Source organism: Paenibacillus sp. 79R4, from assembly GCF_013393165.1.
Lineage (GTDB): Bacteria > Bacillota > Bacilli > Paenibacillales > Paenibacillaceae > Fontibacillus.
Genome location: NZ_QJOT01000005.1, coordinates 172875 through 195267, shown reverse-complemented (window position 1 = coordinate 195267; position 22393 = coordinate 172875). Strand labels below are relative to the sequence as shown.

Genomic DNA, 22393 nt, shown 5'->3' with positions numbered 1-22393 from the left:
AGGTGGTCAGTTGTTCAGTTCTTGATCCATCTCCGCAAGATTGGAATTCGGCTAATATCATGCCAATCTATCAGTTTCAAGGCTGCGGACAGGATTAAGTAGATCATTGTGGCGATCAGCGAGGTCATGAGGAAGCGAAGCCCCGTGCCCCAGATAGTTAGTAATTCGTTATAGAGATAGGCTGCGGCTCCGCTCATAATGACCATCAGACATGCAACTTTCAAAATATCAAGCAAGGGAAAGCGGAAGCGAAGCGCGCGTGAGACGCTGAAGCCATGCAGTATAGTAACGATAATAATGTTGATAATGATCGCGATAATGGCTCCATAAATGCCCATGCTAGGGTTCGAGGCCAGATAATAGATGAGAACTAGCTTCACCGTGGCCCCGATTAATGTATTGATCAATGCCCGCCCAGGTTTGTCTAGCGCTTGCAGTGTAGCTTGCAGCGGGGCTTGCACATAGGAGAAGAGGGCGATCGGAGCCATAACTTTCAGCATGCCTGCGATGCTTCCGTTGTCGTATAGAAGCTGGCAGAGCGGTCCGGCCAAGACATACATGATCGCTGCAAAGGGGGCGCCGGTCACTAACGCCAGCCTGATGGATTGATGAAGTCTTAGATGAATCGTACGCATATCTCCTTTGGCCTGTGCTTCTGCGAGAGAAGGAACAAGTGATATGGCAAGCGAAGAGGTCAATGCGCCCGGGAGCAGCAAGAGTGGGATGATCATCCCTTGTAATGCGCCGTACTGAGAGGTGGCGATGGCCGTGGCTACTCCGGCAATGGCGAGACTGCGTGCCGTAATAATGGACTCTAGAAGGTAGGACATCGAACCGACTAAGCGACCGCCAGTTACCGGGAGAGCTACCTTGAGAATCTGCCAGATCCGCGAGAAGAAGGAGTCATCGTCCTGTTGCTCTGCCGCGACAGGGGCCGTTGTAGTATTGGGAGGATTTTTCCGGCGTATGCGGCTGTATTGCCATAATAAGACGGCGAGGCCGACGATCTCCCCAAATACGACTCCAAGCATCGCTCCGGCTGCAGCATACTCGATACCCCAAGGTAGGAACAGGTAGGAGAATAAGAGGACACAGATAATTCTTGCAATGGTCTCTGTGACTGATGAGACGGCGGAGGGGATCATGTCCTGCTTTCCTTGGAAATACCCGCGATAGACGGAAGAGATAGCGACAATAACGACCATTGGACTCATCGCGATAAAGGTGTGATAGACCCGTGGATCGGTGAGAATATAGCGGCTGGCCCAAGGGGCCCCGAACAGGCAGATAAATGTAAATAGAAATCCGACAGCCGTTGCGTAGACCAGGCTTGTCCGCAAAATAGTAGTAGAACGCTGTGAATTCCCCGCCGATTCCGCCTCGGCTACCAGCTTGGCAATCGCTAGCGGAATGCCGCCCGCTATGAGGGTAACAATTACCAAGAAAAAGGGATAGCCAAGCTGATATAAACCAACGCCTTCTGTACCGATGATCCTTGGAAGCATAATGCGCGGAATGAAGCCGAGAATACGATTAACCACACTTGCCAAGAGCAGGATCATCGTGCCCTGGATAAAGGTTTGTTTATTCAAAGTGATTCCCTCTCTCCCCTAAATGAGCCTCTACGAATATCAATGTTAATTAACCATATGCTAGTCCTGTCCCAATTCATGACTTATCCTTGAGAGGAAGTTCAAAAAGTCCGCTTTTGATCTCGGAGTAACACAAGGGGGCTAATCGGCGTCGAATCTTGAATTCAGCCGGACCTTCCGGTGCTCACGTACAAACTACGTACGCTGCGCTCCTCAGCCCCTAGCTTCATCCAACCTTCTCGGAGCTGAAAACCGGCCTTTTTGAACCTGCAATTTGAGAGGAAGTTCAAAAAGTCCGCTTTTGATCTCGAAGTAACACAAGGGGGACTAATCGGCGTCGAATCTTGAATTCAGCCGGTCCTTCCGGTGCTCACGTACAAACTACGTACGCTGCGCTCCTCAGTCCCTAGCTTCATCCAACCTTCTCGGAGCTGAAAACCGGCCTTTTTGAACCTGCAATTTGAGAGGAAGTTCAAAAAGTCCGCTTTTGATCTCGAAGTAACACAAGGGGGACTAATCGGCGTCGAATCTTGAATTCAGCCCAAATCAATAATTCTATCAAGCAGGAATCGGAAAAATGAAGTAGAATGTTATTTAGATGGGGATCAGGAAGGAGGCACCAGGATGGCTGAAGAGGATTACACGAGAAAGGAACTGTTCGAGACGATCGAGAATTTGTGCCGCAGCAAAGTGGAAGAATTCCGGATGATCGGTTATGAACATGTGACTGAAGAGGAAATATGGAGCTGTGTCAGCCAGAAGTATGAAAAAAATGGCTTTCCGCCATTACATCAATTGGTAAATGATATCCTTTCTTTGAAGATAACCCATTTTATGAACTATTTGACGATTTCAGCTTTTCGTGGATCCCATTTAGATTAAGGGGTCTTTTTTGTGCTCTATCACTAAAAAAAGATCTTTTTGAACACAGGTTTAAGAGTCGATCGTAACAAAAATGATAAAATTCGTGAAATTGACGGTCGATTCCTGCCTAGCTATAATAGGAATATTGAGAATTGAAAGGGGATCGAAGTACGGGATGAAAAGAATAGTGGCATTCATAACCGTCGTGGTTGTCTTATCAGCCCTGATGGGTTGGACAACCCCTGGTTTACTGAAAAGCATGCGTCTCGGCCTGGACTTGAAGGGCGGATTCGAAATTTTGTACGAGGCTTCGCCATTGGAATCCGGGGCTAAAGTAACAAAAGAATCGCTCGTCAAAACGGCGCAAAGCTTGGAAAAGCGTGCGAACAAGCTCGGTACGAGTGAGCCGGAAGTGACTACGGAAGGCACAAACCGGATTCGTGTAAAATTGGCCGGTGTGACCGACGAAGCAGAAGTACGCAAAATGATGAAAGAGCCGGCGGAACTGACTTTCCGTAGTAAAGACGGAACTGAAAAGAACCCGGATGAGTACAACAAGATCGAAATGATCGGTACCGACTTCGCCGAGAACGGCGCTGCGCTTCAATTTGATAATATGAATAAGCCGCAGGTAAGCATCAAGGTGAAGAGTAAAGATAAATTTGCTGAAATAACGAAACGTTTGCTTGGTCAACCACTTGCTATTTATATGAATGATGAGCTGATCTCAGCGCCAGTTGTACAAGCCGTTCTTACCGATGGAACAGCGTCAATCAGTGTAGGTGGAGATATAGATGAAGCGAAAGAGCTTCGCGATGTTATTAACCTGGGTGCGTTGCCTTTGAAGCTTCACGAGAAATACTCGCAGAGCCTTGGAGCAACCCTTGGCCAGCAATCGCTGAAATCTACAATTGAAGCAGGTTTGATTGGCTCCGTGTTTATTTTAGTGTTCATGGTCGGAATGTACCGGGCACCTGGACTTATTGCCAGCTTTGCATTGATTTTGCACACTTGGCTCTTGATAGCGGTGTTCGCATGGGCCAACTTCACGTTAACTCTGCCGGGGATCGCGGCGATTATTCTCGGGATCGGGATGGCCGTCGATGCCAACATCATTACCAACGAACGGATAAGAGAAGAGCTGAGGAGCGGCAAGAGCGTAATGTCGTCCGTAAAAGCAGGCGGCAAGCATTCACTCCGTACGGTTTTGGACTCCAACATTACGACGATTATCGTTGCTATCGTAATGTATATTTACGGAACTGGATCAGTTAAAGGGTTTGCCCTGGTGCTCATCGTGGAAATCGTGCTTAGTATCGCAACGAATGTCTACTTCGTACGGTTCCTCCTTAACTTGCTGCTCAAGGCTGGTAAGCTGATGAAACCGAAATACTTCGGGGTTAAGGAGAGTGAGATTCGTGCACTTTGATAAGAGCATTAAGAGACTGGATTATGTCCATCTAAGCAAATATTTCTTCGCCATATCGATTGCTTTAATCATACTTGGCGTAGCATCTCTATCCTTTTTTGGATTAAATTATAGCGTAGACTTTCAATCTGGCTCCAACGTAGACGTGACGATCACAAAGTCGATTTCGAAGGATGAAATTGAATCGATTATCAAGAATCTCGACATTGCAGAAGGGACAACCATTAATATGGGAGAGGAGCGGATAAGCATTCGCTTCACTAAGGTTCTGGATGAAGATCAGGATGTCGCGTTGAAGAAAGAAATAAGCAAGCTTGACGAGAGTGCAGCTTTCGAGGTTAATACCGTTGATACGGAAATGGCCAAGGAGCTGGCGCAAAATGCAATAAAAGCGGTTCTCATCGCTTGTTTAGGGATAATAATTTATGTAAGTATCCGTTTTGAATGGCGTTTTGCTGTAGCAGCTGTAATTTCTCTGCTGCATGATGCGATTCTGGTTATAGCGATTTTCTCTATCTTCCATCTCAAGGTCGATCTTACCTTTATCGTTGCCGTACTTACAATTATCGGCTATTCTATCAACGATACGATCGTTATCTTTGACCGGATTCGTGAAAATATGCGGTTCGCCAAGCTGAAGACCAGAGATGATCTCAAGGAACTGGTCGATCACAGTATCGCTCAGACGATTATGCGTTCGATTTATACGGTCTTGACCGTATTCATCGCGGCCTTCTTCCTGTTCCTGCTCGGCGGGGAATCGATTAAAATGTTCTCACTTGCTATGACGATCGGTCTTGTGCTCGGGGCTTATTCGACCATCTTTATCGCCAGCCCACTGTGGTTTGTGCTTAAAGTAAGAGAAAAGAAAAAACCGGCTAAGGCGGCTTAAGCGATTATATAGAGAGAAGTATTGTTGCTGGGCATGAAGAGCCGCGTCGATTACGACGCGGCTCTATCATTCTTTATTAAGTTCTCGGGTTTCAGGGGGGATATCATGAGACGCGAACAAACTGTTGCTGTTGATTCGATCGCTGCAGTTAGTATGGTGAGCCATTTTGCTCTAACCGCATTAAAAGGAATCGTAGGTATATTGTTCAATAGCTATGCTTTGCTGGCAGATGCATTATTCTCATTAGCTGAAATTTTATCTACAGTAAGTTCTTCGTTAACGGATGCATGGAGACGATTCTATGAGCGCAAATCACCGCTTTCCCGGCAGGACCCGGCGCAGAAGGCAAAATCGTTGCTGCCTGTTGCTATATTTATCGCTGTCTTGATTTTGCTGGGCGCTGTGCAGACGATGATTACGACGGTCACGGCGATTTTTGCAGGAGATATCCTTGCGCCTGGTTATGTAGCCGGCGTAGTTGTGGTTGTCTCTCTCGTCGTGAATGAACTTATTTTTCAGATACAATATCGATCAACAACCGCTCGGGCTGAGAAAGAGCGTGACACTTATGTCGAGAACCACCGTTATTCGTTGTATTGCTCTATAATCGTAATGCTGGGTGTATTTGGTGCGATGGCTGGTCATGCCCTGGATATACCGATGATGCTCTATTTCGACCCGATCATGGCGACCATCGTGGCCATTCTCGTAGCTTACAGGGCTTATATTATGGTTCGTAAAGTAATTAACAGCACGCTGGCTACAACATTGTTCCGGGAGGATACAGAGCGGTTCATAGAGACGGTTCAGCGCGTCCATGGCATTATTACCGTCGAAGATTTGCGCGCACAAGAGCAGGGGCATTATGTGAGGGTTATCGCTAAGATTAGCGTAAATCCGCAGATTACGGTAACAGAGGCAAATGATATCGCTAATAGAGCCAAGGTACTGCTCATGCATCGCTTCTCTCATGTGAATGATGTCAGTATTCTTGTTTTGCCTTATGATCCCGGTTATCCCTATAAGAGCAATCAGCTTGGGGCAAATGACGATATGCCAAACCTGCTGCAATAATAGTTCGAACATACTTTCTGTTTCACTTTGCAAAGAATATCGGGGGATCGACTGGAGAAAGAGGGTGTGAAGTCATTGCTTCAATCGAAATACCATTGGAATATATCTCCTTGTGACTTGGAGGTCTCTCGTCAACTGCAACAGCAGTTAGAGATTTCGGCTCCGCTGGCATCACTATTAGTGACGCGGGGAATATCCAAATTAGAGGATGCTGCAAAATTTCTGGATCACTCCTTAGTGGAGCTGCATGATCCATATCAGATGAGTGGAATCGAGGAAGCGGTTCCAAGAATCCGCAAGGCGGTGGAGGCCGGAGAGCGAATATTAATATACGGGGATTATGATGCAGACGGGGTATCGTCAACTGCTCTTATGATCGAGTTGATGCGAACGCTGCAGGCGAATTTTGAATTTTATATTCCCCATCGCTCAAAGGAGGGTTATGGATTACATAATCATGTGCTCAAGCAGGCTCATGACAACGGAGTCAGCCTGATCGTTACGGTAGATACCGGAATTAGCGCAGTGGAACAAATCGCTTATGCTGTCGAGTTAGGCATGGATGTGATTGTTACCGACCATCATGAGCCACCGGCAAAGCTGCCGGAAGCTTATACGCTGATCAATCCAAAGCTTTCCTATTGTTCATATCCATTCAAAGGATTGGCTGGCGTTGGTGTGGCGTACAAGCTAGCCAATGCATTGCTGGGGAAGGACACTCCCGCTGCATGGCTTGAACTGGTAGCCTTAGGAACTATAGCGGATCTGATGCCGCTGACAGACGAGAACAGAGTGCTTGTCCGCATGGGGCTGGAGCAGATGACAGCTTCAGCCTTCCCGGGCATCTCAGCCTTGCTTCATACCGCCGGGTGGAATCAGGGAGAAGTGACCTCTACGAATGTAGCCTTTGGTCTGGCCCCGCGTATCAACGCGGCTGGGCGGATGAGCCATGCATTCAGCGCGCTTGATGTATTGACTGCAACGAGCATGGAAGCGGCAGAGGACGCGGCAGAGAAGCTGGATCTGCTGAATAGAGAACGACAGCAGCTTGTCGATGATATCGTAGGCGAAGCTTTCGAACGAATCGAGGCGCAAGAAGCTGCAGGTACGCTGCCGGATGTGCTGGTAGTTGCCGGAGAAGGCTGGAATGTCGGGGTCGTCGGGATCGTTGCTTCAAAAATACTGGAACGCTACTACCGTCCGACCCTGGTGTTGGGCATTGATGCGGCTAGCGGAGAGTGCAAGGGGTCGGCGCGTTCCATCCCGGGCTTTGATATTTATGAAGCCTTAACGCATTGCGACGCGCTGCTGGGCCATTATGGCGGGCATCCTTCCGCGGCAGGGATGTCATTGCATAGAGACCGTCTGGAAGAGTTTGAGCAGAGGCTAAATGAGTTTGCTCGGAGCGTACTTAGGCCGGAGCATTTCATCCCCTCCTTGCAGGCGGATCTCGAATGCAGATTGCGAGAGATCACTCTGCCGGTGATTGAGCAATTGGACCAATTAGCTCCGTTTGGCATGGGGAACCCTTCCCCGCGTTTGCTCGTTCGTGGCGCCGAACTGCTCGATTATAGGCAGATGGGTAAGGATGGCAAGCATTTGAAGTTGACGATCCGTCAGGATGGAAGTATGATAGAGGCCGTTGCTTTTGGAAAAGGGGAAATATTCAAGCTTCTAACACCGGAAGCAAGAGTTGATTTGGTTGTAGAAGCCGGGATCAATGAATGGAACGGTCAGCGTAAACCGCAGCTATTTATTCAGGATATTTCGATTCCGCATCTGCAGGTGTTTGATTATCGCGATCCACTGGACCCTGGTGCCAAAATCGAGGAATTGCAGCAAAGCATCCTGAAGACCTACTATTGCAGTGCAGGGTCGATGGCAGCGGTCTCTAGCCGCAGAGCTGATTTGCTCGCGGTTGGCCATTTAGAGGGAACTTCGGTTTGGGTTTATGACGAGGAACTGGGGATTAGCCCTGGCAGGTCTGAATCGGATCGCGGGGATGCGGTTACAGTAAAAACATTATTTGTAATAGAATTGCCGGATTCGGCGGATATTTGGAATAAAATGTTGAACAGCTTCGTTCATCTGGAACGGGTATTTCTGCTTCATCCACGCTCATCGGTAGATACGATTGAAGCCCCTTCGCGGGAGCGTTTCAAGCAGGTCTATGTATTTCTCAGGAAATATGCTGGCCAGGATGAATGTCCGGAAGAACGGGTTATTGCTGAGTTAATGTCCCGTTTTGGAATCTCTCGCCGTATGTTATATTTTATTCTGGATATATTTGTAGAATTGGATTTCATCGTTCGCGGCGAAGGACGGATTGCAGTAAATCCTGCGCCATCTAAACGTCCGTTAGAATCGGCATCAGGCTATCAGAGCTTAGGCTTGCTTGCCGAGATGGAGCAAATATTGCTTCATGAAGAAGTGCCACAAATTACGGAATGGATCACCTGTCAACTGCAGGGGGTTTCATAGCATTGAATTTTGTTCAAGTCTTACGCTGAAGTCTATTTTATTTTGATGGAGGAGATTTTGTTGGATTTAAAACCGTATATTCGCGTCATTCCTGACTTCCCACAGCCAGGCATCAGCTTCAAGGACATTACGACCTTGCTGAATGATGGTGAGAAATACAAGGAAGCAATCAATGCGATTAAAGAGATGGTAAGCGAATTGGAGATCGATGTCATCGCCGGACCGGAAGCCCGCGGTTTTGTTGTGGGAGCTCCACTTGCTTATGCGCTTGGAGTGGGGTTCGTACCGATCCGCAAGAGCGGCAAGCTTCCGTATGAGACGATTGAGGTTGGCTACGATCTTGAATATGGAAAAGATAAATTAGCGATGCACAAGGATGCCATCAAGCCGGGACAAAATGTACTGATCGCTGATGATTTGCTGGCGACGGGCGGCACGATTGCGACCTCCGTCAATCTCGTTCGCGAGCTGGGCGGCAATGTTGTAGGCACGGCTTTTCTGATTGAGCTCAGCGAGTTGAACGGGCGTGCGAAGCTGCCGGACATTCGTGTATTCTCTCTTGCAAAATATGATTATTAATCAGGTGCGTCTGAATTCAACTTTTTAATAATACAGCAAGGGCGGTCCCCAAAGTAGTAGTTCACTACTGGAGACCGCCCTTTGTCTATTTTATAAAATTAAGCGGCGTCTTCCTTCTCGTTCGAGAGGCCGAAATGCTGAATGAATTTGAAGAACAGGCTGAGTACGATTCCTACGATCGTAGCAAGCGCCATGCCTTTCAATTGCACATTTCCGAATTTCAGGGTAGCGCCGCTAAGTCCAACCACAAATACGACGGTAGTTAGAATCATATTTGTAGCCTTGGAGAAATCGACCTTCTGTTCAACGAAGATACGTAGACCGGAAGCAGCGATGACGCCGAACAGGAGCAGCGATACCCCGCCCATAACCGGTTCAGGGATATTGGCAATGACCGCCGAGAATTTGCCTGAGAACGAGAGCAGGATGGCAAAGAGGGCAGCTCCACCGATTACGTATGTGGAATACACCTTGGTTAATGCCATAACACCGATATTCTCACCATAGGTTGTATTTGGCGTGGAGCCGACAAACCCGGATAATACGGTGGAAATACCGTTCCCCAGCAAGGATCGATGCAGCCCTGGATCCTTTGATAGATCTTTCCCGACAATATTGCCTGTAACAAGCAAGTGACCGATATGTTCAACAATGACGACCAGTGCAACGGGGATGATCGTAATAATGGCTGCCGAATTCCATTGAGGTGTCGTTACAGTTGGCATAGAGAGCCATTTTGCGGCGCCAATGGCTGCTGTATTCACTTCACCGAGGATAAGGGCGAGGATATAGCCGACCACAATGCCGATCAGAATGTGAATGATTTTAGGAAAGCCGCGGAAGAGTACGGCACCGAGAATGGTTACACCTAGAGTTACTAGTGACAGCGTAATATTGGTAGCGTTTGGAGTAAATATTTCTCCCGGATTTTTAGCGATCCATCCTGCCATACCGGCAGCGACGGGAATCAATTCAAGCCCGATTAAGGCTACAATTGCGCCCATAGCGGCTGGTGGGAATACAACATCAATCCACTTGGTTCCCGCATATTTTACGAGTAATCCTACAAGGATGAAAATAAGACCGGTAATGATGAAAGCTCCCAAAGCAAGGGAATATCCATGGCCCGGGTATTCTTTGAGCACTAGGCTAACAGGGGCGATAAAGGCAAAGCTGGATCCGAGATAGGCAGGAATTTTGCCTTTACAGATAAGAATGTAGAGCAGGGTGCCAATTCCGTTCATCAGCAGGATCATGCCCGGATCTACGCCGAATAGATTCGGGACTAGGACTGTACTGCCAAACATGGCGAATAAATGCTGAATGCTTAATAGTACGCCAGGCCCAAAAGGAACTTTCTCATTAACTTGAATTTCACGTTGCAAGCAGGGTCACTCCTCTATTTAATTTTAACGTTCTTAAGGCATCCCTAATATGATAAGGACAAACCCGACATTTTTCAACAACAATTTTAGCGGGGTAGGCTATTTTTCAGAATACCCCAGGTGACGTTGAATATTCGCAATCGTATATTAGCGGGAGTTCGGGCAACAAAACCCAAAAAAGGCCCGATATTTGCTTGGCTGCAAATCCGGACCTTTCGGTTCAATAGATTTTATTAGGTAAAACCTGTCTATAAACGAGCTTCAAAGGTTTCGTCTTCTTATCAAAAGTGAAAATCATGAATTGAATTGACCTCATTAAATGAAGGTTCAACCTGCTTTAAAAGCTTCTGCTGAGCCGTTCGGCGTAATCGCCAACGATAGGCAGCTTTGTCTGCTTCCCTTGCAGGGCAAGGAGCATAAGTACAATCCATAGTACAAAAGAAAGCGGCCAAACAATAAAAGCGATGATCGCTCCGATAATCGGGATGAAGCCCAGAATAAAATTAATTAGGGTTAAGGCGCCAAAGACGATGAGAGATTGGGCCGCGTGAAACTTAACGAATTGGCTTTTCTTCTCGATAGCGAGGAAAATGATGCCTGAAATGAAGCTGAATACATAACATAGAAGACCGGCCACTTTGGGGTCTAACCCGGTCGAGGATGGATCAACATTCACATTGTTCATAAGAATGGGATTCCTCCTAATTAGAAATGAAATCGAGATTTTCTGCTATATGGATATTCGTCAGTATGGGGGATGATTCCTCCCAATGATGAAACATTATTTTCAAATAAACGGGAAAATAGTGGGAACCTGTCGGACAGATTCAGCACAACCTTCCACAAGCTGCTAAAATCGAGACACAATAGTTGACGGCAAGGTATGTAAGAGTCATAATTATAGGAAATCAAAAATGGGGGTATAGTGCCCGCCAACGTACAAATCTCAATCTAGATTTATATATAGAAAGGACTCGGACTGGATTCAATGGGCATAGAGCGATTACTTGAAAAGGCGTCCGCCTATATAAAAGAACCGGATCTTCCTCGTATTCGGGAGGCATATGATTTCGCGGAGCAGGCTCACCATGGCCAGCTGCGGAAATCCGGAGAACCGTATATTCTGCACCCCTTGGCGGTGGCGGATATCGTCGTTAGCATGCAGATGGACATTTTGTCGATTATTGCAGCGCTTCTTCATGATGTGGTGGAGGACACTACCGTCTCCTTGAAGGAGATCGAGAATCAATTTGGCACAGAATGCGCCTTGCTGGTTGATGGTCTGACTAAGCTCGAGCGGATCAAGTTCCGTTCCAAGGAAGAGCAGCAGAATGAGAATTATCGCAAAATGTTTATAGCGATGGCGCAGGATATTCGCGTGATTGTGATCAAGCTTGCCGACCGCCTTCATAATATGCGGACCTTGAAATATCAATCGGAAGAGAGCCAGCGTCGTATTGCCTATGAGACATTGGAGATTTTCTGTCCGATTGCAAACCGACTTGGTATATCGGCCATTAAATGGGAAATGGAAGATATTGCGCTGCGTTATTTGAACCCGCAGCAGTATTACCGAATCGCCAATTTAATGCGCAAGAAACGGGCAGAGCGAGAAGAATATATCGAGAACGTGATCGGGCGGATTAAAGAGAAGCTGGAGGAAATGGGGGTAGAGGCTGATCTATTGGGCCGCCCTAAGCATATCTATAGCGTCTATAAAAAAATGACAACGAAGAACAAGCAGTTTAATGAGATCTATGATCTGCTTGCTATTCGTATTATCGTGAACAATATTAAGGATTGCTACGCAACCCTCGGAATTATCCATACCTTGTGGAAACCGATGCCTGGGCGCTTTAAGGATTATATCGCTATGCCCAAGGCGAATATGTATCAATCCCTCCATACGACCGTAGTTGGACCAAACGGTGAGCCGACAGAAGTGCAAATCCGTACCTGGGAAATGCATCGAACGGCAGAGTATGGGATCGCGGCGCATTGGGCCTACAAGGAAGGCAGCTATGCGGGGGGACCGGAGAACAAGATGACGTTCTTCAATGAAATTCTTGAGCTGCAGCACGAGGCCAAGGATGCTTCCGAGTTCGTGGAATCGCTTAAGATGGACTTTTTCACCGACTTGGTGTTTGTGTTCACTCCTTCCGGAGAGGTCATCGAGCTGCCGGCGGGTTCTGTTCCGCTTGATTTTGCCTATCGCATCCATACGGAGGTTGGCAATCGAACGATCGGAGCCAAGGTGAACGGGCGGATTGTTCCACTGGATTGCCAGCTGAAAACAGGGGATATCGTTGAGATATTGACCTCAAAGCATTCCTACGGCCCAAGCCAGGATTGGCTGAAGATTGCGCAGTCTTCCCATGCCCGCAGTAAGATTAAGCAATGGTTCAAGAAAGAGAAGCGCGAGGAGAATATTGAAAAAGGACGCGAAGCGATTGAACGTGAGCTGAAGCGCGCCGGTATCGAAGCCTCGTTATGGATGACGGATGATAAATTGCTGGATGCCGCAAAGAAATACTCATTTAACGATATCGATGATATGCTGTCGGCGATCGGATTTGGCGGCATTACAGCAGCGCAAATATGCACCAAACTCACAGAGAAGCTGCGCAAGGAGCAGGAAGAGAGCAATTCCATCGAGCTGACTTCGGAGATCAAAGAAGTGAAGCCGGGGCCGGAGGCTCGCAAATCTCGTCCGACCAATGGCGTTGTCGTGAAGGGGATCGATAACCTGCTTGTTCGCTTTGCCAGATGCTGTAATCCGGTTCCGGGAGACGAGATCGTTGGATATATCACTCGGGGCCGGGGCGTGTCTGTACATCGCAGTGACTGTCCGAATATCCCTCATGATGGTGAAGGTGAAGAAGCAGCGCGCATTATCGAAGTCGAATGGGTTGGAGCGATCGAAGCCAACTATAGTGTTGATATTGAGATCACGGGTCATGATCGGCGCAACTTCCTGAATGAAGTTCTTCAGGCCGTATCGGAGAGCAAGACGAACATTTCTGCAGTGTCAGGGCGCTCGGATAAGAATAAAATGGCCCAGGTCCATATGACGATCCTGATTCGCAACACAGATCATTTGCAGTCTGTCGTCGAGAGAATCAAGCGTGTGAAGGATGTCTATACAGTACACCGGATCATGCAATAACTTTGTCTGAACAGGTGATTACAAGAAGAACGGAGTTAATGCAGAAATGAAAGTCGTCTTACAACGGTGTAAAGAAGCTAAGGTTACGGTACAGGGTGAGACCGTTGGCTCCATCGGGCAAGGTCTGACGCTGCTTGTCGGAATTACCCATGAGGATACGGAAAAAGAAGCCGCTTATCTGGCCGAGAAAATTGCCGGATTGCGGATTTTTGAAGACGAGGAAGGCAAGATGAATCTTAGCGTGACGGATATCGGGGGAGCCATCTTGTCGGTATCGCAGTTCACGCTTTATGGGGATTGTCGCAAGGGCAAGCGCCCAAGCTTCATCGCTGCTGCCAGACCAGAGCAGGCTGAGCCTCTCTATAACCGCTTTAATGAGATGCTGCGCGAGAAAGGTCTTGTGGTGGAGACTGGCCAATTTGGCGCCAATATGGACGTCGCTCTGACGAACTGGGGACCTGTTACCATTGTGCTGAACAGCCCTACCGCCTGATCGTTAGTTAACCATCGCTGTATATTACGGATAAAGGGCTCCTTCACTGGATACCCTTCTATGTAGAGGGTTCAATAAAGTTGCTGAGATGAGACCCATCATGGCGACTTGCTGGACAAGCATTTGCCGCATAGAAGATGTTCAAGTGAGGAGCTTGTTTGTTATGCGCCAATCCTTAAAATCAAAAATATGGCAGAGCCTCTCACACCACCCGGTAGGGAGTTGCCATGAGGCTGGAAAGCTGGCGAAGTCCGGACAGAAGGAAGAGTTCGAATCCTTGCGGGATTTCAGGCCATCTAATGAATATCTGCCGCGTCGTTGAGCCATTGTCGTTGTACTGTCCGTTATATTTCGAAGCAATCTCTATAAGGGAGTGAGCAAGGATGTCCAAACATATACAAGCTTATTTTCGTAATGAGGATGAGGCTGAAGGCGCCAGAGCAAGCTTGATGGCCTTCCAGGCCGATGATGTGGAGGTCGGGCGATTGACCGACTCGGTCGCTAGCAGCAATTGGGTTGCTCCTGCCTTCTACCCGATGAGCAACAACGGTTTTACAGTGGGTACCGGACCCGGGACGATGTCGGCGCAAGGATTATTCCCTGTCATTGAGATGGGGGGCGGCGATGTGCGCGACGATCTGGATGGAAGCAATAGCACGGATGCGGATCATGGAGATTCGGTCAGAGATGCTGCAGGGGATCATGCCAGGAATGACGCAAGGGATGACGCGGCAGCCGATGCTACGGACCGCTTCGAGTATACGCTCAGCGCCAAAGTAAGTGATGCTCAATATGAGCAGGCAGTCCTTAAATTACGGTCTATGGGGGCCTATATTGAATCGGCCAATTTGTGATATTTTGTAATCTAACTGTAACATTGGCTTCACAGTCCTTTAACATAGCCTGTTTATAATAAAGACATGACCCCCTTTTTAATATATACCTTTTGAACCTGTACCCCGTTGGTAGCAGGTTTTTTTCTTGTATAGGGGACTTGACTTTGTCGCATTAGTTACTTAAAATCAAAAAATATATATTAGTTTGTTCCTTGTTTTGATGAGAGTTCAAAAAGTTTGGCTCACAGTAGCCGAAACCAGGCTTCCAATGGGCTTTTCTCCGGAAGGCTTTCAGATGGATGAAGCCAGGGGTTGGAGCTGAACGTACGCGGTTTGTACGTGAGCACCGAAGGGCCCGGGTGAATGCATGCTTCGATGCTGAGATACTTCCTGAGCCACTTCGTGATCCAAAACGGACTTTTTGAATCCTATAGCGATTTGATGACGGGACGAGTACTTCAACCCCACCTCCACAGAGAAGAATCCCTGACTGTTCAATAGGCTGTATGGCGGTATCACCGCTTGTAGCCATTGAATCAGCTGGCTGAAAGGATTCCGGTTGATGATTGAAGGAAGGACTTCCCCGAGAACTGGCGACGAAAGGCATTTGCAATGGTATTCCGTTGCATGCTTAGTAGACGTGCAGCGTTAACGGGCGTTAACCGTATGAAGCGAATGCTGGCGAGTTTGTATATTGCATATAAATGCTGTGTACGGAGCGAAACCTCGTGCAATGTATTCGGAATGTGGGTGGTACCACGGGTGATATGAAAATATAATCTCTCGTCCCTGTTATTGATGACAGGGGCGGGAGTTTTTTTATTTTCGAGCAATTCATAAACGATGGAGGATCGATAATATGGCTTTTCAGAAACCGACAGGTACACAGGATTTGTTGCCGGGCACGGTGGAAAAATGGCAGTTCATCGAAGAGAAAGCGCGCGACTTATGTCGGCGTTATAACTACAGAGAGGTTCGTACCCCGATCTTTGAACAAACCTCCCTCTTTGAACGCGGCGTTGGTGAGACGACAGACGTTGTTGAAAAGGAAATGTACACCTTTATGGACAAAGGGGATCGCAGCATGACATTGCGTCCGGAGGGCACTGCCGGGGTTGTACGCGCCTATGTGGAGAACAAGCTGTACGGTGAGCCGGATGTAAGCAAGCTGTACTATATCGGGCCGATGTTCCGCTATGAGCGCCCGCAAGCTGGACGACAAAGACAGTTCCACCAATTCGGGATTGAAGCGTTCGGAGCGACAGCTCCGGCGATTGATGCAGAAGTAGTGGCGCTTGGTTATCAGTTCTGCTGTGAGCTCGGCCTTCAGGATGTTAAGGTGGAGATCAACTCGGTAGGAAATGCGGAGAGTCGGGCTGCTTATCGCCAGACCCTGCTTGATTTCCTTACCCCAATGAAGGATACGCTGTGCAAGGATTGCCAGTCCCGTATGGAGCGCAATCCGCTGCGCGTGCTTGATTGTAAAATAGATCAGGATAAATTTGTGAATGCCCCTTCGATTTTGGATAGTCTGGATGAAGAGTGCACGGCGCATTTTGCCAAGGTACAAGAGCTGCTCACCGCAATGGAGGTTGAGTATGTGATTAATCCTCGTCTTGTACGCGGGCTTGATTACTACACGCATACCGCATTTGAATATAAAGCCCAAGGGATCGGTGCGATCGATACGATTGGCGGCGGCGGGCGTTATAACGGACTTGTCAGCGAAGTGGGCGGACCGGATCAGCCGGGAATCGGCATGGCGATCGGGCTGGAGCGCATCGCTTTGATTCTGGAGAAGCAGGAGATTGGGATCAGCGGGATCAAACCGCTTGATATTTATCTTGTGTCACTGGGCGAAGCGGCTGACAGAGAAGTTACCATCCAAACAGCCAAGCTGCGTCAGGCAGGCTTCTCGGTGGACCGTGACTATCTGGGACGCAAGATTAAGGCTCAGATGAAGTCGGCGGATCGGATGCAGGCCAAGTTCACAGCGATACTCGGTGATGACGAGCTGGAGCGCGGTGAGATTATGCTGAAAGCAATGGAGACCGGAGAGCAGCGTACTGTGAAACTGGACGATCTGGCCAATGAATTGAAGAAGTAATGAAATGATCAAGAGCTTCAAGTAAGCTTTTTCTCATAAAAGTGCGTGTTCAAATGTGTTTTTTGAACAACCTCTAAAAAATGCAAAGGAGATATTTATAACATGAAACGAACTCATCAATGCGGAACGCTTAGCGCCGCGAACATTGGAGAAACAGTGACGCTGAACGGCTGGGTTCAGACCCGTCGCGACTTGGGTGGCGTGCTGTTCATCGATCTGCGTGACCGCAGCGGCCTGGTGCAAATCGTATTCAACCCTGCTTATTCTGGCGAGGCGTTGAAGATTGCTGACCGAGTGCGCAGTGAATATGTCCTTGCTGTCAGCGGTAAAGTAGTAAAGCGCGACGCCGAGACGATCAACCCGAATATGCCCACCGGCGACATTGAAGTCCATATTACTGAAATTGAAGTGTTGAATGCTGCGAAGACACCTCCATTCTTCATCGAAGATGGAGTAGAAGTGGATGAATCGCTGCGCTTGAAATATCGTTATTTGGATCTGCGCCGTCCGGAAATGCAGAAGACGTTATTGCTCCGCTCCAAGGCAGCAAAAGTATTCCGCGATTTCCTCGATGGGGAAGGTTTCATCGAAGTGGAAACTCCGATCTTGACGAAGAGCTCTCCGGAAGGCGCGCGCGATTATCTGGTGCCTAGCCGTGTGCACCCTGGGGAGTTTTTCGCTTTGCCGCAATCTCCGCAGCTGTACAAGCAGCTTCTTATGGTAAGCGGTGTTGAACGCTATTATCAAATCGCCCGCTGCTTCCGTGACGAAGATCTGCGTGCTGACCGTCAACCGGAATTTACTCAGGTGGATATTGAGACTTCATTCCTGTCACGTGATGAGCTGCTGGAAATGATGGAGAAGCTGGTTGTACGTCTGTTCAAAGAAACGAAGGGGATCGATATTGAGACTCCATTCCAGCGTCTTACCTATGCCGATGCTATTGGCAAATACGGCTCTGACAAGCCGGATCTCCGCTTTGGTCTGGAGCTCGTTGACGTTAGCGATATCGTCGCAACTAGCGGTGTGAAGGTATTCTCCTCTGTGATTGAGAAGGGCGGGGAGGTTAAAATCCTTAACGCGAAGGGCTGCGGAACCTGGAGCCGTAAGGATATCGATGATCTTGGACCCTATGCGGCTCGTTATGGAGCCAAAGGTCTGGCTTGGGTACAGGTGAAGGAAGGAACATTCCGCGGACCGATCGTGAAGTTCCTGAGCGAGCAGGAAATTGAGATTCTGAAGGAGCGTACCGGTGCTGAAGAAGGCGACTTGCTGCTCTTCTCCGCAGATAACAAGAAGGTTGTCGCCGATGTGCTTGGCGCACTCCGTCTGAAGATTGGACGCGATCTCGGCATGATCGATGACAATGTCTATAAATTTGCTTGGGTTGTTGACTTCCCGCTGCTGGGCTGGGATGAGGAACAAAAGCGTTATGTAGCTGAGCACCATCCGTTCACCCGTCCGCGCGAGGAGGATCTGGAGCTGTTCGATACAGACCCGGGCAAAATCCTGGCTCAAGCCTATGACCTCGTATTAAACGGTTATGAAGTGGGCGGCGGTTCGATGCGGATCTATAAGCGCGAGGTTCAGGAGAAGATGTTCAACGCCATCGGCTTGTCGCCGGAAGAAGCAAAGGACAAATTCGGATATCTGATGGATGCGTTTGAGTATGGGACTCCACCACATGGCGGTATCGCTTTTGGTTTCGACCGCTTGGTCATGCTGTTGTCTGGACGCTCCAACCTGCGCGAGACGATTGCATTCCCTAAGACAGCGAGCGCAACCGACCTGCTCATGAATTCACCGTCCGAGGTCGATGCGCCTCAGCTGGAGCAGCTCCATATTAAGGTGGCAACAAAGCCTCCTGTAGCTGCAAAATAATATAGCAGCCTCGGGCAATCTCTCCGAACAAACGGCTTGCTTATAGCGAAATATTCACCAGGACCTTACTCCACTTTTACGGGGTGAGGTCCTTTTTTATTTTCCACGATGATCCTGTTAGGTACTATTAACAACCCAAAACACCAACTAAGCCTATTGTTTAAATGTAATTTGTGTAAAACGGGCGAAGAAGCTTGAGTAGAGAGGCGTCGGGGTGATATGATGACAAACGGGACAATCTTCTGTATATATTATTACTATTAGTGCGTGTTTAAAAAGTCAGATTTTCAGCACCGAGAAGGTGGATGAAGCTAGGGCGTGAGGAGTGGAGCGTACGTAGTTTGTACGTGAATACCGGAAGGCCCGGCTGAATTCAAGATTCGATGTCGAATAAGCTCTCAGTGTTACTTCGTGATCCAAGGGGGCTTTTTAAACAACCTCTATTCATTTGCATACAGGAAATTGAATTTATCGTCAGAGCTAATGGGAGGTATATGAATCATGCTTCATCAATTTTCACGGACAGAGCTGGCCATCGGAGCAGAAGGGTTGGAAGTTCTGAAGAATAGTACTGTAGCGGTACTGGGGATCGGCGGTGTAGGCTCGATGGCGGTGGAGGCTCTGGCCCGGACCGGAGTAGGCCGTATTATTCTAATTGACAAGGACGTTGTAGATATAACCAATTTGAATCGGCAAATTCATGCGCTGACGACTACGATCGGCCAGAAAAAAGCGGATCTGATGTGTGAGCGGGTCAAATTGATCAATCCCGAATGTGAGACGATCGCCTTGAACATGTTCTATACGGAAGAAACCTATGAGGAATTGTTCAAATACGATATCGATTATGTGCTTGATGCTTCGGATACAATTATTTATAAAATTCATCTTATCCTTGAATGCCGCAAGAGAGGCATCCCGATGTTGTCCAGCATGGGAGCGGCGAATCGAATGGATCCCACGAAATTCCAGGTCGCGGACATTTCCAAGACTCATATGGACCCTCTGGCCAGAGTGGTGCGTACGAAGCTGCGCGAGCTGGGCATCAAGAAGGGGGTGAAGGTTGTCTTCTCTACGGAGCAGCCGGTTAAACCGCGCGCTGATGTAACGAAGAAAATCGTGCCTGCCAATGCACCAGAGATTCGCAAAGCGAAGCAGCCACCGGCAAGCAATTCCTTCGTTCCGCCGGTCGTCGGTCTGATTATGGTTAGTGTAGCGGTACGGGATCTTTTGGATAAAGAACAAGCCAATAAATAATAAGAGCAGACGCTATGGTGGTAATACAAAGCCCCTGGCGTCTATTTTTGTAATGCTGCAAAGTTCTTGTTCGCTTTTTGTGGAACGCAATGATATAATTGAATTCCTTTTGACAAAATTTATCTTAGGAGGTAACTGAAAGTGAGTGATTTTCAAAGTGCCTATCAAGAAGAGGAACGGAAGCTTGAACGTGCCCTGGCGAGTATTGATGAACAGCTGCAGCAGCTGCGGAGCATCCCGGTTTATGTGGGAGATGATTTCACGGAGCAGGCGCTTGAGGCAAGCAGAGAAGGACAGCGCCAGAAGCTGATGCAATCCGCACAGGAGCCTTATTTTGGACGCTTGGATTTTGAGGAGACGGGCAGGGAGTTTATGCCGCTCTATATCGGGAAAGCTGGCGTGAGTGATGCAGTGGGCAAACAGCCGATGGTCATTGATTGGCGGGCTCCAGTCGCCAGCTTATTTTATTCTTTTACCGGTGGAGAGTCCGCCTCATACGAGGCCCCGGAAGGGGTGATCGAAGGTAAAGTCTCGCTGAAACGGAATATCGTAATCCGTCAGAGGAAGCTGGAGCGGGTCGTAGATACCTTCAATGAGAATGCCGACACTCCGGGGGTATCTGACGAGTTTCTCGTCTATCGACTTGGTGAGAATAAGGATAATCGATTGCGCGATATCGTCTCAACGATTCAGGCGGAGCAGGATCAGATTATTCGTGCCTTGAAAAATACCGCGCTGATCATTCAAGGGGTCGCGGGGAGCGGGAAGACGACGGTTGCCCTGCATAGGCTGGCTTATTTGCTGTATCAGTATAAGGAACAGATAAGGGCGGAGCGAATGGTTATATTTGCCCCAAACCTGATGTTTATCGATTATATCTCCGAAGTGCTGCCTGAGCTGGGCGTTGGCGATATTCAGCAGCGTACCTTTACGGATTGGGCCGCTAAAGTGATCGGACTTGCGACAGCACCTGAAGATGGTTCTGCAGGGCTGATGCGCTGGTTCGATGATCAAGCGCGGAGGCAAGAAATGCGGGCGGAGCAAGTTTACCCGGGCAGGTATAAAGGATCGATGGAGTTCAAACATTTATTGGATAATTATCTGCTGAGGATCGAGGCCGAGTGTGTGCCACAGGTCGATTTTGAGCCTTGGGACGGCAACCGGCTGTCCCGAGCGGAAATTATGGGGTGGTTCGAAGGCGAGTATAAATACTATCCGGTGGCTCGGCGCAAGGAGAGGGTATTGGCCCGGATTCATCGCTGGGTTGAAATGGAGCTGAAGAAGTCACCTTCGGCCGCAGCGTTGAAGGATCGGAAGAAGAAGGCGCAGCAGCGCGAGAAGGCTTATGCGAAGAAATGGCCTGAGCTGGATGCGTTCCAATTGTACCGGAATCTGTTCCAGGTGAAGAAAAATGCTGATTTTACGGTCGAGGATTTACAAGCTCAAATTCCGGCGGCAGTCTGGAAAGAGACGAAGGACAGCTTGAAGAATGGAACTGTGCAGGAAGACGATTTAGCGGCACTGCTGTACCTTTTTGCTGGAGTTAATGAATTGGACAGCTCGTTGACCTTTGACCATATCGTCATCGATGAAGCGCAGGATTTTAGTCCTTTTCAGGTGGCGGTGCTGGACCGGTTTGTGAAGGGGCATTCTTTTACAATATTGGGGGATTTGTCGCAGGGCATTCATTACTACAAAGGAATTGATGATTGGCAAGAGATGCAGGAGCTGTTCGCTCAAGAAGAGACGGCGTATTACGCTCTGACCCGAAGTTATCGCTCGACAATGGAAATTATCGAGTATGCCAATGAGATATTGAAGCGTGGAGTGGGTACCGACTTGCTGGCTGTTCCTGTATTCCGCAGTGGCGATCCCGTTCGGCTGGAGCATGCCTCGTCGGAAGAGGGTAAGCTGGGGCTAATCAAGCAGGCATTAACCAAGGTGTTAAATGGCGAATATCGCACAACGGCGATTCTGACAAGAACGTTGGATGAGGCCAAACGGATGTATGAGACGCTTGCTTCCGTGGGATTGGCCGCCAATTTGATCGATGGTGACAAGACGCAATATGCGGGGGGAATTTCGGTTCTTCCGGTATATTTGTCCAAAGGGCTCGAATTTGATGCCGTGATTGTTACGGATGTGGATGCGCAGCATTATGGGGCGCAGGACGCAAAGCTGCTGTATGTCGGATGCACAAGGGCTCTGCATGAGCTGTGGCTGCTGTATGGGGATCAAATTCCTGAGTACGTGGTGACAGAGGTATACTAAGATTCAGATATACTTCCTCATTCTCTTCTTCATCCAAAGGTATAATTAAAGACCGTCCGAAATAATGTAAATATTCGGACGGTCTT

At 48.4% G+C, this 22393-nt stretch carries 16 protein-coding genes; 13 read left to right on the top strand and 3 right to left on the bottom strand.

The features are described 5' to 3' along the window. Positions 1-14: 14 nt before the first annotated feature. On the bottom strand, positions 15-1592 hold the full coding sequence (gene spoVB / locus DMN77_RS08830; protein WP_068779808.1) for a stage V sporulation protein B: 1578 nt from the start codon (positions 1590-1592) through the stop codon (positions 15-17). 624 nt (positions 1593-2216) lie between these two features. Here spoVB and DMN77_RS08825 point away from each other — a divergent pair. The 6 genes from DMN77_RS08825 (at position 2217) to DMN77_RS08800 (ending at position 8911) form a co-directional block, all read left to right on the top strand. Next, positions 2217-2474, top strand: a complete 258-nt coding sequence (locus tag DMN77_RS08825) for a post-transcriptional regulator (RefSeq protein WP_068779809.1) — start codon at positions 2217-2219, stop codon at positions 2472-2474. Between the two features lie 157 nt (positions 2475-2631). After that, complete coding sequence (gene secD / locus DMN77_RS08820) at positions 2632-3885, top strand: protein translocase subunit SecD (RefSeq protein WP_179014483.1); 1254 nt, start codon at positions 2632-2634, stop codon at positions 3883-3885. Beyond that, entirely contained in the window at positions 3866-4777 is a 912-nt protein-coding gene (gene secF / locus DMN77_RS08815; protein WP_082790014.1) for a protein translocase subunit SecF, read from the top strand. The genes secD and secF overlap by 20 nt, the downstream gene beginning before the upstream one ends. Positions 4778-4882: 105 nt before the next feature. Continuing rightward, entirely contained in the window at positions 4883-5851 is a 969-nt protein-coding gene (locus DMN77_RS08810; RefSeq protein ID WP_179014481.1) for a cation diffusion facilitator family transporter, read from the top strand. A gap of 75 nt (positions 5852-5926) precedes the next feature. Further along, a complete protein-coding gene (recJ, locus tag DMN77_RS08805; RefSeq protein ID WP_179014666.1) occupies positions 5927-8332 on the top strand; it encodes a single-stranded-DNA-specific exonuclease RecJ in 2406 nt (801 codons plus the stop codon). Between the two features lie 60 nt (positions 8333-8392). After that, a complete protein-coding gene (locus DMN77_RS08800; protein WP_068780012.1) occupies positions 8393-8911 on the top strand; it encodes an adenine phosphoribosyltransferase in 519 nt (172 codons plus the stop codon). A 98-nt stretch (positions 8912-9009) separates the two neighbouring features. Here the strand turns inward: DMN77_RS08800 and uraA are convergent, their stop codons facing one another. Further along, positions 9010-10296 carry a uracil permease gene (gene uraA / locus DMN77_RS08795; protein WP_068779813.1) on the bottom strand — a complete coding sequence of 429 codons (1287 nt, stop codon included), beginning with the start codon at positions 10294-10296 and terminating at the stop codon, positions 9010-9012. Between the two features lie 337 nt (positions 10297-10633). Further along, positions 10634-10981 carry a DUF4870 domain-containing protein gene (locus DMN77_RS08790; RefSeq protein WP_179014480.1) on the bottom strand — a complete coding sequence of 116 codons (348 nt, stop codon included), beginning with the start codon at positions 10979-10981 and terminating at the stop codon, positions 10634-10636. Positions 10982-11284: 303 nt separating this feature from the next. On the opposite strand from DMN77_RS08790, the gene DMN77_RS08785 reads away from it, so the two are divergent. The 7 genes from DMN77_RS08785 (at position 11285) to DMN77_RS08755 (ending at position 22307) form a co-directional block, all read left to right on the top strand. Further along, on the top strand, positions 11285-13462 hold the full coding sequence (locus tag DMN77_RS08785) for a RelA/SpoT family protein (protein ID WP_068779815.1): 2178 nt from the start codon (positions 11285-11287) through the stop codon (positions 13460-13462). Positions 13463-13508: 46 nt separating this feature from the next. Continuing rightward, complete coding sequence (dtd, locus tag DMN77_RS08780) at positions 13509-13955, top strand: D-aminoacyl-tRNA deacylase (protein ID WP_179014478.1); 447 nt, start codon at positions 13509-13511, stop codon at positions 13953-13955. A gap of 383 nt (positions 13956-14338) precedes the next feature. Further along, on the top strand, positions 14339-14809 hold the full coding sequence (locus tag DMN77_RS08775) for a hypothetical protein (protein ID WP_179014476.1): 471 nt from the start codon (positions 14339-14341) through the stop codon (positions 14807-14809). A gap of 841 nt (positions 14810-15650) precedes the next feature. Continuing rightward, positions 15651-16898 (top strand): histidine--tRNA ligase, encoded by a 1248-nt coding sequence (gene hisS, locus DMN77_RS08770; protein WP_179014475.1) that lies wholly within the window; start codon positions 15651-15653, stop codon positions 16896-16898. A 102-nt stretch (positions 16899-17000) separates the two neighbouring features. After that, complete coding sequence (aspS, locus tag DMN77_RS08765) at positions 17001-18779, top strand: aspartate--tRNA ligase (protein ID WP_179014473.1); 1779 nt, start codon at positions 17001-17003, stop codon at positions 18777-18779. A 501-nt stretch (positions 18780-19280) separates the two neighbouring features. Continuing rightward, positions 19281-20036, top strand: a complete 756-nt coding sequence (locus tag DMN77_RS08760) for a tRNA threonylcarbamoyladenosine dehydratase (RefSeq protein WP_068779820.1) — start codon at positions 19281-19283, stop codon at positions 20034-20036. A gap of 141 nt (positions 20037-20177) precedes the next feature. Next, positions 20178-22307: a HelD family protein gene (locus DMN77_RS08755; RefSeq protein ID WP_179014471.1), complete on the top strand. Its 2130-nt coding sequence runs from the start codon at positions 20178-20180 to the stop codon at positions 22305-22307. Positions 22308-22393 lie beyond the last annotated feature (86 nt).